Consider the following 15,996-nt stretch of genomic DNA (forward strand, 5'->3'; position numbering starts at 1 on the left):
GGCAGCCCTATGAACCGCAATTCGAAAGATTGTGGTCGGAGTGGTGGCGTGCAATGCATGCGAAAGGCCGGGCTTTACCATGTCTCATGAGTATGACGTGATTGTGGCGGGAGCCGGGATGGTTGGCGCCGCCATAGGGTATGGGCTGGCTGGACAGAACCGCCGCGTGCTGATGCTGGATGGTGCAGACACGGATTTCCGCGCCGCGAAGGCCAACTTCGGCCTGGTCTGGGTGCAAGGCAAAGGGCATGCCCAGCCGGAGTACCAGCGCTTGACGCTCTTGGCTGTCAAGGCTTGGCCCGAATTTGCGGAGCGGCTAGAAGCAGACAGCGGCGTAGCGCTCGCCTACGAGTGCAAAGGCGGTTTGCATTTTTGCATGAGTGACGACGAACTGTCTGCCCGCGCCGCAAGCCTTGACGCATGGCACGCCCAAACACCGGAATTCGCGCCTTCAACTTGCATCTTGAACCGCAGCGAGCTGCAACGCTTCTTTCCGTCCATGCGTCTGGGCGAGGAGGTGGCCGGTGCCAGCTTGGGAGAGTTGGACGGTCAAGTCAATCCGCTGCGCTTGCTGGTCGCATTGCACACGGCTTTCCTGCGGCGGGGCGGGCAGTTACGCAGTGGCCATACGGTGACCGCCATCAACGCGCTGCCAGGCGGTGGCTTTGAGGTCAGAGCCGGTGAGTACCAGGCGCGCGCCCAACGCGTGGTCATCGCCGCTGGTTTGGGTTCATCTGCGCTTGGCGCAATGGTCGGACTGGATGTGCCCTTGCGGCCACAACGTGGCCAGCTTCTTGTGACTGAGCGTTTGGCCCCTCTGTTGCCCCTACCGGCCAGTGGCCTTCGACAGACAGCCGAAGGCACCATCATGATCGGCGTGACCCAGGAAGAAGTGGGCTACGACGTGGGCACAACATCCCAGGCTGCGGTGCGTATGACACGTAGGGCCTTGCGCATCTTGCCGGATTTGGCCGGAGCCCGATTGGTGCGCCAGTGGTCCAGCCTACGGATCATGACGCCCGATGGCAGTCCCGTGTATGCAAGCTCCCCTTTCTACCCCGGTGCGGATATCGCGCTGTGCCATTCGGGCGTGACGCTGGCTTCATTCCACGCGGGAGCCTATGCCCGCGCGCTGGCTGGCGGCTCGCTGCCCGACACCTTGAATGTTTTTCACCATGAGCGTTTCAATGTTCAAAAAGCTGCATGAGGCCGGCGCTTGCGCGCTGACTTTTTATATAGACGGCCAAGCCGTCGCCGCTGAAAGCGGCGAAACCGTGGCCGCCGTGCTATTGCGCCAGCAGACGCCAGTTTGTCGGACCACACCCGTGCATGAAAGTCCGCGAGCACCGTACTGCATGATGGGCGTGTGCTTCGATTGCCTGGCCATCATCGACGGCGTGGCGTCCACGCAGTCCTGTCTGGTCACGGTGCGCGAAGGCATGCGCGTGGAACGTCAGTTCGGCCGCCGGAGTGTGACGCCATGACACGCGAATTCGATGTTGTAGTGATCGGAGCGGGGCCAGCTGGCATGAGCGCGGCTATCGGCCTCAGGGGTCAGGGACTCTCCGTGCTGGTAGTGGACGAGCAGCCTGCGCCTGGTGGCCAGATCTGGCGCGCGGTAGAGGCTGTAGCGCCCACTCCCACAGGCACGCTGCTGGGTGACGAGTACCGCGCTGGCGCCGGTCTAGCTGGCCGCTTCCGCGGTTGTGGTGCCTTTTATGAACCGCAAACACAGGTCTGGCAGATCGAGCCGGGCTGGCATGTCTACATGACGCGCGACGGGCGGGCCGAAGTGGTGCGCGCCAATCACGTCGTGCTGGCGTTAGGTGCGCAGGAACGGCCGACACCGTTCCCGGGCTGGACCCTGCCGGGCGTGCTCACTGTTGGCGCGGGCCAGATCCTGTTGAAGACCTCGCGCGAGGTGCCATCAGAGCCCGTGTGGGTAGCGGGCAGCGGGCCTCTGCCGCTTTTGTACATGGCGCAGTTGCTGCGCGCGGGCGGCAAGATCGCAGGCTGGCTGGACACGTCGCCGCCAGGCGGCTGGCGCCGCGCTTTGCCTTGGGCGGGCGCCGCTCTGGCGGGCTGGGGCGAGATCAGCAAGGGCCTGGCTTGGCTGCTCGAAATCAGGGCAGCGGGAGTTAAACACGTGCGCGGCGTTACCGCTGTGCGGGCGCTGGGCGATGGCCATTTACAAGAAGTGGAATACACGCAGGCCAATGGAAGTACAGTGCGTGCGCCGGCCAGTGTGCTGTTGTCGCACGAAGGCGTTTTGCCGTCCATCCACATGACGCAAGCACTTGGGTGCGAGCACCGTTGGAACGCGCAGCAGGTGTGCCTCACACCAGACCTGGATGACTGGGGACAGACCAGCAGGCCAGGCGTGTATGTGGCAGGTGACGGCGCGAATATTGGCGGCGCGAAAGCGGCGTGTGTACGCGGCGAACTGGTCGCGCTCGGCATCGCCAAGCGCGCTGGGCGTCTCTCACCGGAAGCGGCCGCCGCACATGCCGCGCCGCTTCGGCGGAAGCTGAGTGGGCTGTTGCGCCTGCGCCCCATGTTGGACGCCCTATATCCACCTCGGGCCAGCATCTTTTCTCCGCCTGATGAAACAATCGTTTGCCGCTGCGAAGAGCTGACAGCGGGTGAAATTCGCAAGGCGGCCGCGATCGGCCAGCCAGGACCCAATCAGATTAAAGCATTCACCCGCGCCGGCATGGGTCCGTGCCAAGGCCGTCAATGCGGCTATACGGTCGCGCACATCATCGCGGCCGTACAGAACCGTCAGGTTGCGGAGGTGGGCTTCTACCGCATTCGCCCGCCACTCAAACCGCTGACGCTCGGAGAGTTGGCATCCCTGGAGCAACCATCATGATGCGATATGCCATCAAGCGCCTGCTATTGGCCATCCCCACACTTCTGGCCATGCTGACTGCTGTTTTCATCTTGGTGCGTCTGGTGCCGGGCGATCCGGCCGCCGTTATGTTGGGCGACCAGGCCAGTGCGGAAGCGCTCGAGGCCTTGCGCAAGCAACTGGGCCTGGATTTGCCTGTGCACCTTCAGTACCTGAGTTTCCTGCGCGACATGCTGTCGGGAAATTTTGGGGTGTCCATGACCAGTGGAAGAACCGTTCTGCACGAAGTGTCGCTGGTGTTGCCCTGGACTTTGCAATTGACCGCCGCCTCCCTCCTGATCGGCGTGGCCTTCGGCCTGCCGCTGGGAATATGGGCTGCGCTACGCCGCAACGCATGGCCTGACTACCTTGGTCGTGTGCTTTCCCTTATCGGACTGTCGTTTCCCGCCTTTGTGTCCGCCATCCTGATGCTGCTGGTCTTTGCCGTTGAGTTGCGCTGGTTCCCGGTCATCGGCAACACTGGATCGCGCACCTTCACGGAGCAACTGCGCAACCTGGCGTTGCCCGCATTCAACCTGGGACTGATCATGACAGCTTATGTCATGCGGGTCACGCGTTCGTCGATGCTGGGTGTGATGGGCGAGGACTATATCCGCACCGCGCGTGCCAAGGGTGTGCGGCCGATGCGGCTGATCCTGCGCCACGGTCTCCGCAACGCTTTGATCCCAATCGTGACGGTGGTAGGCCTGTACTTTGGCACGTTGATCGGCAACTCGGTGCTGACGGAGATTGTCTTTAACCGACCGGGCCTCGGCAAGCTCATCCTCGGCGCGCTGAACTCGCGGGACTACACCTTGCTGCAAGGGCTGATGGTGGTGTTCGCGTCATGCGTGATTGTGGTCAATCTTCTGACTGACCTGGTTTATGGGTTGGTCGATCCAAGGGTGAAATACAAATGAGTACCGTTAGTATCGTTGCTGCCCCTGCAGTCGTTAAGCCGAACTCCGTGTGGCAAGCCTTGCGCAAGAACCGGATGTCTTGGATAGGCATAGGACTGCTGATGTTGATCGTGGTTGCTGCGGTGTTCGCGCCTTGGCTTGCTCCATACGATCCGTTCCAGCAGAACATTGCCTATCGACTTGAACCGCCGTCTGCGGAGTTTTGGCTGGGCACTGACAGTTATGGCCGAGACGTGCTGTCGCGCCTTATCTACGGCTCGCGCGTGTCGTTGTTGGTCGGGTTTGTCGCAATCTTGATTGCCATGTGCATCGGCTCGGCGCTAGGCATCCTGGCAGGATACTTGGGCGGAATCGTCGATCAGGTCGTCATGGGGTTGGTTGACGTCATGCTCTCATTTCCCACCTTGTTGTTGGGGATCATGGTGGCCGCCATGCTGGGCGCCAGTCTGGAAAACCTGATCATCGCCATTGCGATCACAGAGATAGCGCCTTTTATTCGAGTGGCACGAGCTCCAACCATCGCGCTGAAGCAACGCGATTTCGTGGAGGCGGGTAGAGCGCTGGGCTTTGGGCCGATTCGCTTAATGGGCGTGCACATACTGCCTAATATGGTGTCAGACGTGGTGGTACTCGGATCGTTGTGGATGGCTTCCGCGATCCGCACCGAGGCTTCACTCAGCTTCGTCGGGCTCGGCGTGCCGCCGCCGGTCGCAACCTGGGGCAGCATGATCCGCGAAGGGTTCGAGCACATCCTGGACGCCTGGTGGCTGACAGTGTTTCCCAGCTTGGCCATCTTGTTAACAGTTCTGGCACTCAATTTACTAGGCGATGCTTTACGCGACGCCATAGACCCAAAACTTCGTTCGGAGCGTGCATGAATCCCTCTCCTGTTTCCCAACCTCCGGTCCTGGAACTTCGTGACCTGCGCACGGAGTTTCGCGTGGGCGGCGCATGGCATGCCGCAGTACGCGAAGTGTCGCTGCAAGTATCGGCTAATGAGACGCTTGCCGTGGTCGGCGAGTCAGGCAGCGGCAAGAGTGTGACAGCGCTGTCGGCGCTGCGACTTTTGCCCGAGTCCGCTGCACGCCATGGTGGCGGGCATATTCTGTTGGACGGCGTTGATCTGACCATGTTGTCCGAGAAGCAGATGACAAAGCTGCGCGGTGAAGCGATTGCCATGATCTTTCAGGAGCCAATGACCTCACTGAATCCCACTATGACTGTGGGCGACCAAATTTCAGAAGCTATCCAGCAGCATCGCCACCTGTCCAGGAAAGAGGCACGCCGGCTTGCATTAGAGGTGCTGGAAGAAGTGAAGATCCCCGCTGCCGCCAAGCGCTTTGACGACTATCCACACCAGTTCTCCGGTGGAATGCGCCAGCGCGTGATGATCGCGATGGCGTTGGCTTGCAAGCCCCGCGTTCTGCTGGCCGACGAGCCCACCACCGCGCTCGATGTGACTATTCAGGCGCAGATCCTCAGCCTCTTGTCCGAATTGAAGACCGCACACGGCATGGGCGTGGTGTTCATCACCCACAACCTGGGAGTTGTGGCGCAGATCGCCGACCGGGTGGCCGTGATGTATGCCGGAGAAGTTGTAGAGACTGCCGACGTTCAGACCTTGTTCGCCCGGCCCATGCATCCCTACACGGAAGCGCTCTTGCGCGCCATGCCAAGAGTGGACGCGAGCGCAGTGCTTGAATCCATTCCCGGCAGTGTGCCAGCCATCAACGCACTACCAAAAGGTTGCGCATTTGCACCGCGCTGTCGCCTAAAAGAAGCGCGCTGCGAGGCCGAACGGCCAAATTTGATGCGCATTGGTAGTTCGCACCAAGTACGCTGCGTGGTTCGCGTTGAACAATATGGAGACATGGCATGAGCGATCTTCTGCAAGTACGCAATCTGGTCAAGCGCTTTGAAAGCGGCGGCGGCTGGCTGGGTGGAGCCAAGCAAGTCGTGCGGGCGGTGAACGACGTGTCATTCAGTGTGGGCCGCGGCCAGTCGCTGGGATTGGTGGGCGAGTCCGGCTGCGGCAAATCCACCGTAGCGCGGACCCTGCTGCGTCTGATCGAACCTGACGAAGGCAATATTCTCTTTGATGGCCAGGACATACGCCAAGCCAGCCTGTCTGATATGCGCGCGCTGCGCCGCCGTATTCAGATTGTGTTCCAGGATCCGTACGCCTCGCTCAATCCGCGCCGCACCGTTCGGCAGGCGTTGAGCGAGCCTCTTTTCGTTCACAAACTGGGCAACGCTGAACAGATTGCCGCGAAGGTGGAACGGACCATCGACGAGGTGGGCTTGCCGCGAACTGCACTGGACCGCTATCCACACGAGTTCTCGGGCGGGCAGCGCCAGCGTATCGGTATCGCTCGCGCTTTGGTGCTGGACCCGGAGTTGATCGTGGCAGACGAACCTGTTTCCGCGCTTGATGTGTCCGTACAGGCGCAAATCCTGCAACTACTGGAACGCCTGAAGCGCGACCGCGGTCTGTCGTTCGTTTTTGTCTCGCACGACCTGGGGGTAGTTCGCCACTTCTGTGAATCGGTTTGTGTGATGTATTTGGGCCGCATCATCGAACAAGGCCCGACTGCACAGGTGCTGGATAGTCCGCTGCATCCCTACAGCCGCGTGTTGCGCGATTCCTCTCCGGTGCCAGATCCAGCGGCGCGGGTACGCCTGTCGAAGATCATGGGTGAAATCCCGGCGCCGACGAATCTGCCTTCTGGGTGCACTTTCCATCCACGCTGTGCCCGGGCACGCCCGGATTGCGAGTCGCGAGTGCCGACTATGGAGGGTATCGGGCCAGGACGTGCAGTGGCTTGCTTTTATCCGTTGGTAAAGGATCCTGCAGGTCGATTAATAACTCCGTAAGCGCCGCTACCGCTTGATTCGCGCGGCCACCCCAGCATAAGAGCACCTCTTCGAGGCGAGCACAGCCATGAACTGGCCATGTGCGGGAATTTCTTCACTAAAAAAAAGGAAAGTCAGATGAACGACATCACTCGTATCGCTACCACCAAGCGCCGCAGCAGCGTCGTGGTCTACAACGGCATCGTCTTCGTAGGCGGGCAAACCGCCGATGACCGAAGCCAGGACATCCGCGGCCAGACCCGGCAGACCCTGGAAAAGATAGACAAGTTTCTCGCCGAGGCTGGCACCGACAAGAGCCGCTTGCTCACCACGCAGATCTGGCTCAAAGATATCAAGAATGACTTCGTGGGCATGAATGAGATTTGGGATGCATGGACTCCGCCTGGCGCGACGTCCACCCGTGCCACTGCCCAGTGCGAGATGGGTGCACCCGACGTTCTTATAGAGATGATCGTCACTGCGGCCATCGCAAAAAAGGAAGTAGCATAAATGAAGGCGGTCGACTATGTGATCGCGTGTCGAGCGCTCCTCATCGCCGCATGTATTGGCCTTGTCGGGCCGGTATTTGCTCAGGAGTCCATCCTCCGCATCGGAAGTGATGCGACTGACATCACTACTCTGGATCCGCACCGCACGGCGGTGTCGGAAGAAAAGGGCTTGATTAGCATGATCTTCGGTGGCTTGGTGAGATTTCCACCCGGTTCCGCTGACCCCGAGAAAATAGAAGGTGATTTGGCCGAGAGCTGGCAGGCTTCTGCTGATGGACTGACCTGGACATTCAAGCTGCGTCACGGTGTGCAGTTCCACCGCAACTATGGCGAGGTGAATGCGGAGGATGTGGTTTATAGCCTAATGCGCGCAGCCGATCCAAAGCGGTCCTCGTTTTCGTCTACCTTTGAGCCGGTGAAGGAAGTGAGCGCGCTCGATTCGCATACGGTGCGCATACAGCTCAAGGCGCCAGTACCCAGTCTGCTGGGACTGGTTGCCAACTACCACGGCGGAATGGTTGTAAGCCGCAAGGCCGACCAGGATCTGAAAGACGCGTTCAAATTGAAGCCAGTTGGCTTTGGGCCCTTCGAGTTCGTTGAACATCAGAAACAGCGCGAGGTGGTGCTGAAGGCACACGACAAGTATTTCCGTGGGAAGCCGAAGATAGAGCGCATCGTTTACCGATTCATCCCCTCCGAGGCCGTCCGGGGGCTAGCGTTCGCTACTGGCGAGCTTGACCTGGTCGCCGGCCAGCGCGATCAGCGCTGGGTGCAGCGGGCCCGGCTCTGGGCGCCGCCTAAGGACCAATCGTCCGTCAAAGTCGATGTCTTCGGACCAGGTGAATTTCGTACCCTGATGCTCAATCGGCGCATCAAGCCGCTGGACGACCCGCGTGTTCGGGAAGCCGTAGCACGCGCCGTGGATGTGCAGGAACTAGTTCACTTCGTCGGCGCGGATATCGTCAAGCCTGGCAGATCTGTCGTTCCGCCAGGCTACGCAGGTGAGGTAGACGTTGGGCCAAAGTTTCCTTATAACTTCGGCAAGTCAAAAGCTTTGCTGACGGAAGCCGGCTACGCCAACGGCATCACCCTAAGGGCGGTAGTGTCCAGTACCGCCTCGCAACTGTCGGTTATGGAGGTGGTGCAGAAACAGCTCAAGCGCGCGGGCATCAACTTAACCATGGACGTGGTCGAGCACGCCGCTTATCACGCGCAGATCCGCAAGGACGTGAGTGCAATCGTCTTCTACGGCGCTGCTCGATTCCCGGTGGCCGATTCCTACCTCACAGAGTTCTATCACTCCCGCTCCGAGATCGGCGCACCTACTCAGGTTACCAATTTCTCCCACTGCAATGCAGCCGACAAGGAAATTGATGCGGCGCGCGCAACCCCAAATGCGGCTGCGCGAAGCTCGCTCTGGCGCGTGGCACAGGTGAAGATCAACGCAGATCTCTGCGCCATCCCGCTATTTGATCTGCAGCAGGTCTGGGCCCGTCGCGGTGCGCTCGACTATGGAGTGCCTCTTGAGGGCGCAATGAACCTCTTTCCGCCGATCAACGAAAAATCGACACTGAAGAAATGATCGCTACGAGCAGTACCTGAGTGGTGAACTGCGATCTCGCCGTAATCGGTTGCGGGGTCGACGGCTCCAGTTGCTTACTGCTCGGCCGCGTGATCAGTGGGTTGCCGAACTGAATATAAGTAAAACGCAATCTGCTGGTTTCTATTTGGCTTGGCTCTTGCACCAACTATCTGTTGTGGGCATATAGCAGGCTTTCCGCCGTCATGGCAAAAAAGAAGGAGCCCATCGTGGTTGATTACATTGGTATTGAAAGTATTCAGAAAATTGTGGCCAGATCGGGCCCAGCCGCCTTCATCGAGGGCCTTGCGTACGAGATCGAGTCCGATTACCGCCGCTGGAAAGAGTTTGACAAGTCAGCGCGTCACGCAATTCACTCGCCCGTCGGTGTGATCGAGTTAATGCCGACCAGCGACGGGCGAATGTACTCCTTCAAATACGTTAACGGCCACCCCAAAAACACCGAAGTCGGCTTGCTGACCGTGACAGCTTTTGGCGTGCTCGCTGACGTGGATACCGGCTACCCGTTGCTGCTGTCAGAGCTGACAATTACCACCGCACTGCGCACCGCCGCTATGTCAGCGTTGGCCGCCAAGTGGATGGCCAGACCCGACAGTCGCGTGATGGCGTTGATTGGTAATGGGGCGCAAAGCGAGTTCCAGGCGATTGGTTTTCACCGTATGGTCGGAATTCGCGAAGTTCGTTTGTTTGACATTGACGTCAAGGCCAGCGAGAAGCTGGCCCGTAACCTTGCCGGCATGAGCCTGGAAGGCCTGAAGGTGGTGATCTGCAACTCGGCGCTTGAGGCCGTAAAAGGCGCCGACATTGTGACCACGGTCACCGCCGACAAACGCAATGCCATCATCCTGACGCCCGAAATGATTGAGCCCGGTATGCACATTAATGCCGTTGGGGGTGACTGCCCTGGCAAGACCGAGCTGCACGCTGATATTTTGCTCAGAAGCGATGCGCGTGTGATCGTTGAATACGAGCCTCAGTCGCGTATTGAAGGTGAAATCCAGCAACTGTCCGAAGATTTCAAGGTAAACGAATTTGCAGATGTGTTGAACGGCACGGCAATTGCACGCACCACGCCGCTCGAGGTCACGATTTTTGACTCGGTAGGTTTCGCACTTGAAGATTACTCAGCCCTTTGCTACCTGCAAAAACTACAGCTTGACGCTAAAGGCCGGCTGCAAATTGACTTGATCCCACACCTTGACAACCCGAAAGACCTCTTTGGTTTGCTGGCTGCAGGCGGTAGCAAGCGAATGGTTAAAACCCCGCAAGATACGGTCACCGGAATACCTCTCGAAATGGCGAGGTGATGAAATCTGCACCCCGCCTTCCCCGCGAAGTACAGCTGTGCATGGAAATGATTGCCGGCACATTGTCAATCCATTGAAATATTGCTAGAAGGTGGACATGGACTCACGACTTGATGACCTCGATCGTCATCTACTGAGCTTGCTGCAAGCCAATGCCAGAGAACCGGCGGCCAACTTGGCGCGCAAGTTGAAGGTCGCCAGAACCACGGTTGTCGCACGAATTGGGCGATTGGAGCGCACGGGCATTGTTTCGGGGTATGGCGTTCGTCTCGGACGACAGCTCGAACAAGCCGCAGTGCGAGCATTCTGCGGCCTCAGTGTCAATGCCAAAGGTGCGTCTGTGGTGATGAAGGCGCTGGAGCGTCGGCCCGAGGTGGAGGAGGTTTGGGCAGTCAGCGGCCAGATCGACTACATGGTCCTCCTGCGATGCGACACGCCTGAAAAATTGGACATGATTCTTGATCAGTTAGGACAGATCGACGGCGTCAATCACACACAAACCTCGATGGTGCTTAGCCGAAAAATCGATCGCCGTAGCACAGTCTCGAACAGTGATTAGCCATTCTTACCGAAATGGCCCTAACTTCTGACAGTTTCCTTGGAAGTCACTACTGCTGTCCCCGCATTTCTATTTCATACACTTTTACCAAGCTTGAACATGGCCGAGCTTCGAAGGGCACGTGGAGCAATCGAGGTACCAGCCAAGAAAGCGCAACCATTTCACCTCGACGACCTGCGTAGACATCAACGTGACGAATACCTTCGTTAATCTGACGAAGTGAGCCGTTCTTTCAGCGATCTGCTCTCTACCATCTGCCAGCACTCACTTCTATAGTTCTTCCAGCGGGCAATTGTGCTCACAGGAGAAATCAAATGACGAAGTTGAAGTTCAAAAATGTTCTAGTTCTTGGTGCTGGCAAGGTCGGCAGCACCGTGGCGGACATGGTCGCGGAGTACCATGGCTTGCCGGTCACCCTTGCGGATCTGAAACCAGGTCGCGGCGATGAGAGCGATGCGCTGGTCCGCAGAGTCTCTCTCAATGTGGAGAGTGCGGAAGATTTGAATGTGGCGCTCTCCGCACATTCGGTTGTCATTAACGCTCTTCCGTTCTACCTCGCTGAGCGCGTTGCGACCCAAGCTGCGAAATGCGGTGTCCACTATTTCGACCTCACCGAGGACGTGGCCGCGACGAAGGCCATCCGGGACATTTCGACGACGGCTACCTCGGTTCTTATGCCACAGAGTGGGCTCGCACCAGGCGTGATTGGCATGCTTGGCGGCTATCTGGCGGGTCGGTTCCACGAGCTGTACGACCTGCGCCTTCGCGTGGGTGCGCTCACTCGCAATGCAACGAACAGCCTTCGGTACAACTTCACGTGGAGCATTGATGGCGTTATTAACGAATACTGCAACCCATGCGATGCTATCGTCAACGGTCAACTCTTGTCGGTTCAGCCGATGGAGGGGCACGAAACCTTTACGCTAGACGCAGAAGCCTTTGAGGCCTTCAACACATCGGGCGGCTTGGGTACCCTGTGCGAGACCCTGAAGGGGAAGGTTCGCAATCTCGACTACAAGACTATTCGTTATCCAGGCCACCGCGACGCGATGGATTTTCTTCTGCACGATTTGCGCCTGATCGAGCGCCGCGACCTGCTGCGTCAAGTGCTTGAGCATGCAGTTCCACACAGTCGTGAAGACGTTGTGATCCTGTTTGCGTCCGCATCGGGCCTTCGAGACGGCAGGTTCGAACAGGAGACGCGTGTGGGCCGCGTGTTTGGTGCTCCCTTGCGCGGCAAAGACCGTACGGCTATTGAACTCACAACTGCTGCCGGCGTGGTCGGCGTATTCGAGTTGCTGCAGCAGGGCAAGCTTCCGCTTGCTGGCTTCGTCGGCCAGGAGCAGGCACCTCTTGAAGAGTTTCTCTCTACCAAGGTGGGGCACTACTACAAGGGCCTTGGCGTAAAGTCTTCCGCAAATGAATCGAAGAACGAGATTGTGCATACTTAATACGCCCCCAACGACTGGCATGTGGGCCAGACCGGCAAGATCGCGGCGCCTCAGCTTTACATCGCGGCCGGCATTTCCGGCGCGATCCAACACCTGGCCGGCATGAAGGACAGGAGGGTCATCGTGGCGATCAACAAGGACCCCGAAGCGCCGATTTTCAGTGTGGCCGACTACGGCCTGGACGCCGACCTGTTCACGGCCGTGCCTGAGTAGCGGCGCGAACTTAACGCGACAGCTATAGAAAGGCGGTAGGGCCGCGCCGTTGTCACCGGCCCTTTGGATGATTTATGCAGGCGCTAACTAAGTTACCTCGGACGAGAGCTGCCCGTGGCCAAGCTATAGCCGCCTACTTACGGGAATGGGGTGTTTTGGTAAGTAGGAAAACCAAGCACTGCACACAGGGCAGTTGTTGCGTTGTTGATGTTGGGCCAAAGGGGTAGGGCGCTGGCAATGTATAGCAGGCGCATGCGCTGCCACACAGCCTTGGCCAGAAGCGGCCGTCTGTGCTGCATCGGATGACCGTGAGCTTCAGACTGAAAGTTGACTGTTGATTCTGAGCCGCAGATTGGACTTGCACCCATACCTCGAAGGGTAAAAAGAATCGGTCAATGGGTATTCACACCCTGAGGGGGAACTGATTGAGATCGAGTCATAGAGGCTACATACTCCCGTACCCAAAGCGGCCGTCGCGATCATCCGCGTCATGGCCGCTTTCCATTCAGCACTAAGGGGATGAGGCGACATCCAACGCCCGGACCGAGAAGAGGTTCTGCGCCATGAAGTCCACGAAGACCCTGAGCTTCGGTGACAGATAGCGGCTCGACGGCCACAGCATCCGGAACGTGCCCGAGTGATGGGTGTAGGGGTTGAGCACGGCCACGAGAATTCCCTCCTCGAGCTGACGGCGGATAGCGAAGTCCGGTAGGCAGGCGATGCCGAACCCCTGCTCGGCCATGCAGATCAGCGGTTCAATCGTGTTCGCCACCGCCGTCGTCGGCAGATCGATCTCGATGTCCTTGCGCCCGCGGCGTAGCGGCCATCGTTCAAGCTTGCCGCTGGTCGCGTAGCGATGGTGCAGACAGGCGTGAGACTTGAGATCATCCGGTTTCTGCGGAATACCCCTCAGCGCGAAATAGTCGGCCGCGCCAACGAGCTTGAGCCGAAATGCGCCCAATGTGCGAGTCATCAGTCGTGAGTCGCTGACTTCGCCCGCGCGCACCACGGCATCGAAGCCTTCATCGATCACATCGACGAGCCGGTCAGTGAAATCGAGATCGAGCTCGATCTCGGGATAGGCCCGCATGAACGCGCTCAACGCCGGCATCATCAGCATGCCGGCCAAGGGCAGGCTGACGCGCAGCTTGCCGCGCGGCGCGCCCTGCGTCTGCGCGAGTTCCAGCTCGGCTGCCTCGATCTCGCAGAAGATGCGCCGGCAGCGTTCGAGGAAGCATGTGCCCTCTGGCGTCAGCGTGATTGTGCGCGTCGAGCGGTGGAAAAGCCGCACGCCCAGCCGCTCCTCTAGCCGCGCGACCGCCTTGCCGATCGCTGAGGACGACACACCCAACTGCCGTCCTGCGACCGTGAAGCTGCGAGCTTCTGCGGCCCGAGCGAAGGCATTAAGCGAGCTGAGACTGTCCATTTTGCACCTCTATTTCGGATAAAAATGTCCTATATTTTTTGGACTGTAACCGAATTATCCATAGTAATAAACTCTCGGCGAACATCGCGGAACTCTGCCCATCAAGGCTTCATGTGGCCGACGAACGCATCCGGCGATTCGTGACTTGGGTTTCAAGTTGGTGTCTCGCCAGAGTCTGCATTCTTTGCACGGATGTGCATCGGTAAGACAGTCAGAGCCATGAATGTCTTTCACGAATACACTGAGTTGACCCGTGCCCAAACATACTTTGGCTCGGGCGCGCGGCATGAGGTTCGCTTGTGAAGTGAGCAAAGACGTGGAGGAGCGCCCAGGCATACGCAGGCACGCGAATTGTCTGGCACAGAAAGTGCAATTAGGTTATCGCCCTCGCACCCCGGCGGGAAAGCAGGAAGGATATAGCCGATGACAAGCTCGAACGGTACGACTATGCGTTCCGTCACCAATTTGACGGATTTGACGATTGCTGATTCTGGCAGGCTTCTCGAACGGCGTGAGGTGTCGCCAGTGGAACTTGTCGATGCCGCTCTGGGGCGGATCGAGCAACTCAATCCCTCGCTTCACGCATTCATTACCGTGACGGCAGTCGTCGCACGAGCCCAAGCACGCGATTCCGAGACCCGGATCGCAAAGGGCGGGTATCGAGGTGGCTTGGATGGGATACCTTTCGCACTCAAGGACAATATCGATACAGCCGGAGTCCGATCGACATCGCATTCCAAACTGCTGTTCGACAACGTACCCCGCGAGGATGCTGCCGTCGCTGCCAAGCTAAAGAAGGCTGGTGGCATTCTCATCGGAAAGACTGCGATGTTCGAGTTCGCGCACGGCGGGCCATCATGGGATTTGCCGTGGCCGCTTGCGGTCAACCCGTGGAGTGCAAAGCATTTGCCAGGCGGTTCGTCGTCAGGCTCGGGTTCAGCAGTTGCCGGCCGTCTTGTGTCCGCGGCCATGGGAACCGACACCGGCGGATCGGTGCGTTGGCCCGCTGCCGTTTGCGGAATTGCCGGATTGAAGCCAACATACGGGCGTATTAGCCGCCGGGGCGTGCACCCTAATTCCTTCTCGCTCGATCATTGCGGACCGATGGCGCGCACCGTCGAAGATTGTGCCATTGTGCTGGGGGCGGCAGCTGGCTACGATCCGCTTGATCCAGGGAGCATCGATGAGCTGGTTCCCGATTATCGGGCGGCTCTTACGGGTTCAATCAAGGGGCTGCGCATTGGTCTTGTCCGACACTGGTACGCGAAAGATGCCGCGCCCGAAGTCGTCAGCGCGGTAGATGCTGCGATCAAGCAACTCACTGCCCTTGGGGCCATCGTCGAGGAAATCGACCTTGCCCCCCTCATCGACTATGTCGACTGCAAGACCATCATCTCGATCAGCGAGATCTATGCCATCCATGAAAAAGACCTGAAGGCCCGGCCGCAGGACTTTGGCCAGCTGTTGCGCACCCGCGTGATCGCTGGTGGCCTCATGCGGGCCGAGGACTATGTGCAATCCATGCGCTGGCGCACGGAACTGACAACCAAGATGCTCGCGCACTTCAAGCGCTTTGACGTTCTTGCAACCGCTGGCTGGCTCAATCCTGCTGAGCCGAACGACCCTCAAGGCGCCGACTTCTTTAAGAAGCGGCAACTCGTGACAATGCCCTTCAGCCTGTCCGGCATTCCGGCGTTGTCCGTGCCGTGTGGGTTTTCGGCCGATGGTTTGCCGCTGTCACTGCAGATCGGCGGCAAGCCCTTCGACGAAGCCACTGTGCTGCGCGTCGGCGATGCCTATCAGCGCAGCACGGAATGGCACCAGCGCAAACCGCCACTGGTTTGAACAATCGCAACTTATTCGGAGACTGCACTATGAAAAAAGAGCCCGCGACGCGCGAAGAAATCGCCGTGCTTGCCAGGGCTGCTGGCCTCGACTTGCCGGCTGAGTATTTTGACGAGCTGGTGGAAGCTTATCTGAATATCGAACCGATGCTGCTGCGTGTGCGCCGCAGCCGTGACCGAGCAGACGAGCCGGCTCATGTCTACGATCCTCGCAAATTCATGCCGCGCGAGGTTTGAACTGTGGGCGGCGAGGCGGTCGAACGGTATAGGCTAAGGACAATGTGAAAGAGCGGCGTGGGTGGGGGCAACGAGGATCATGACTTTCATTAGGAGAACGAGGATGATATCTACATTAATCGTGCGGTTTGCCGCAGTCGTCGCACTTGGTGCGGCTGCTGTCGCGACTCCCGCATTCGCGGAGAAA

At 58.9% G+C, this 15,996-nt stretch carries 15 protein-coding genes and 1 pseudogene; 15 read left to right on the plus strand and 1 reads right to left on the minus strand.

Annotated features, from left to right (window positions below; genetic code table 11):
* The first annotated feature begins 79 nt into the window (after positions 1 to 79).
* The 13 genes and pseudogenes from AC1DUR_RS16485 to AC1DUR_RS16545 all read left to right on the plus strand — a co-directional run.
* A complete protein-coding gene (locus tag AC1DUR_RS16485) occupies positions 80 to 1,207 on the plus strand; it encodes an NAD(P)/FAD-dependent oxidoreductase (protein ID WP_477719797.1) in 1,128 nt (375 codons plus the stop codon).
* The gene (locus AC1DUR_RS16490) at positions 1,188 to 1,484 is read left to right on the plus strand and encodes a (2Fe-2S)-binding protein (RefSeq protein ID WP_477719798.1); all 297 of its coding nucleotides are present in this window, start codon (positions 1,188 to 1,190) and stop codon (positions 1,482 to 1,484) included. The genes AC1DUR_RS16485 and AC1DUR_RS16490 overlap by 20 nt, the downstream gene beginning before the upstream one ends.
* Entirely contained in the window at positions 1,481 to 2,872 is a 1,392-nt protein-coding gene (locus tag AC1DUR_RS16495) for an FAD/NAD(P)-dependent oxidoreductase (RefSeq protein ID WP_477719799.1), read from the plus strand. Before AC1DUR_RS16490 ends, AC1DUR_RS16495 begins: the two co-directional genes overlap by 4 nt.
* A 50-nt stretch (positions 2,873 to 2,922) precedes the next feature.
* Positions 2,923 to 3,810: an ABC transporter permease gene (locus tag AC1DUR_RS16500; RefSeq protein ID WP_477719812.1), complete on the plus strand. Its 888-nt coding sequence runs from the start codon at positions 2,923 to 2,925 to the stop codon at positions 3,808 to 3,810.
* Entirely contained in the window at positions 3,807 to 4,688 is an 882-nt protein-coding gene (locus AC1DUR_RS16505; RefSeq protein ID WP_477719800.1) for an ABC transporter permease, read from the plus strand. The genes AC1DUR_RS16500 and AC1DUR_RS16505 overlap by 4 nt, the downstream gene beginning before the upstream one ends.
* Positions 4,685 to 5,689, plus strand: coding sequence for an ABC transporter ATP-binding protein (locus tag AC1DUR_RS16510; RefSeq protein WP_477719801.1), 1,005 nt, complete (start codon positions 4,685 to 4,687; stop codon positions 5,687 to 5,689). Before AC1DUR_RS16505 ends, AC1DUR_RS16510 begins: the two co-directional genes overlap by 4 nt.
* Positions 5,686 to 6,684 (plus strand): ABC transporter ATP-binding protein, encoded by a 999-nt coding sequence (locus AC1DUR_RS16515; protein WP_477719802.1) that lies wholly within the window; start codon positions 5,686 to 5,688, stop codon positions 6,682 to 6,684. Before AC1DUR_RS16510 ends, AC1DUR_RS16515 begins: the two co-directional genes overlap by 4 nt.
* A gap of 117 nt (positions 6,685 to 6,801) precedes the next feature.
* Positions 6,802 to 7,173, plus strand: coding sequence for a RidA family protein (locus tag AC1DUR_RS16520; protein WP_011485214.1), 372 nt, complete (start codon positions 6,802 to 6,804; stop codon positions 7,171 to 7,173).
* Positions 7,174 to 8,754, plus strand: a complete 1,581-nt coding sequence (locus tag AC1DUR_RS16525) for an ABC transporter substrate-binding protein (protein WP_477719803.1) — start codon at positions 7,174 to 7,176, stop codon at positions 8,752 to 8,754.
* A 203-nt stretch (positions 8,755 to 8,957) separates the two neighbouring features.
* Positions 8,958 to 10,079 carry an ornithine cyclodeaminase gene (locus AC1DUR_RS16530; RefSeq protein ID WP_477719804.1) on the plus strand — a complete coding sequence of 374 codons (1,122 nt, stop codon included), beginning with the start codon at positions 8,958 to 8,960 and terminating at the stop codon, positions 10,077 to 10,079.
* 97 nt (positions 10,080 to 10,176) lie between these two features.
* Entirely contained in the window at positions 10,177 to 10,638 is a 462-nt protein-coding gene (locus AC1DUR_RS16535) for an Lrp/AsnC family transcriptional regulator (RefSeq protein WP_477719805.1), read from the plus strand.
* A gap of 314 nt (positions 10,639 to 10,952) precedes the next feature.
* Positions 10,953 to 12,089: a saccharopine dehydrogenase family protein gene (locus AC1DUR_RS16540; RefSeq protein ID WP_477719806.1), complete on the plus strand. Its 1,137-nt coding sequence runs from the start codon at positions 10,953 to 10,955 to the stop codon at positions 12,087 to 12,089.
* Positions 12,090 to 12,302: pseudogene (locus AC1DUR_RS16545) on the plus strand (FAD-binding protein); the annotation flags it as partial. It abuts the gene before it with no gap.
* A 511-nt stretch (positions 12,303 to 12,813) separates the two neighbouring features.
* Here the strand turns inward: AC1DUR_RS16545 and AC1DUR_RS16550 are convergent.
* Positions 12,814 to 13,728 carry a LysR family transcriptional regulator gene (locus AC1DUR_RS16550; protein ID WP_477719807.1) on the minus strand — a complete coding sequence of 305 codons (915 nt, stop codon included), beginning with the start codon at positions 13,726 to 13,728 and terminating at the stop codon, positions 12,814 to 12,816.
* A gap of 423 nt (positions 13,729 to 14,151) precedes the next feature.
* On the opposite strand from AC1DUR_RS16550, the gene AC1DUR_RS16555 reads away from it, so the two are divergent.
* Positions 14,152 to 15,573: an amidase gene (locus AC1DUR_RS16555; protein WP_477719808.1), complete on the plus strand. Its 1,422-nt coding sequence runs from the start codon at positions 14,152 to 14,154 to the stop codon at positions 15,571 to 15,573.
* A 29-nt stretch (positions 15,574 to 15,602) separates the two neighbouring features.
* Positions 15,603 to 15,809: a hypothetical protein gene (locus tag AC1DUR_RS16560; protein ID WP_477719809.1), complete on the plus strand. Its 207-nt coding sequence runs from the start codon at positions 15,603 to 15,605 to the stop codon at positions 15,807 to 15,809.
* Positions 15,810 to 15,996 lie beyond the last annotated feature (187 nt).

The organism is Polaromonas sp. P4_F4 (genome assembly GCF_056401355.1).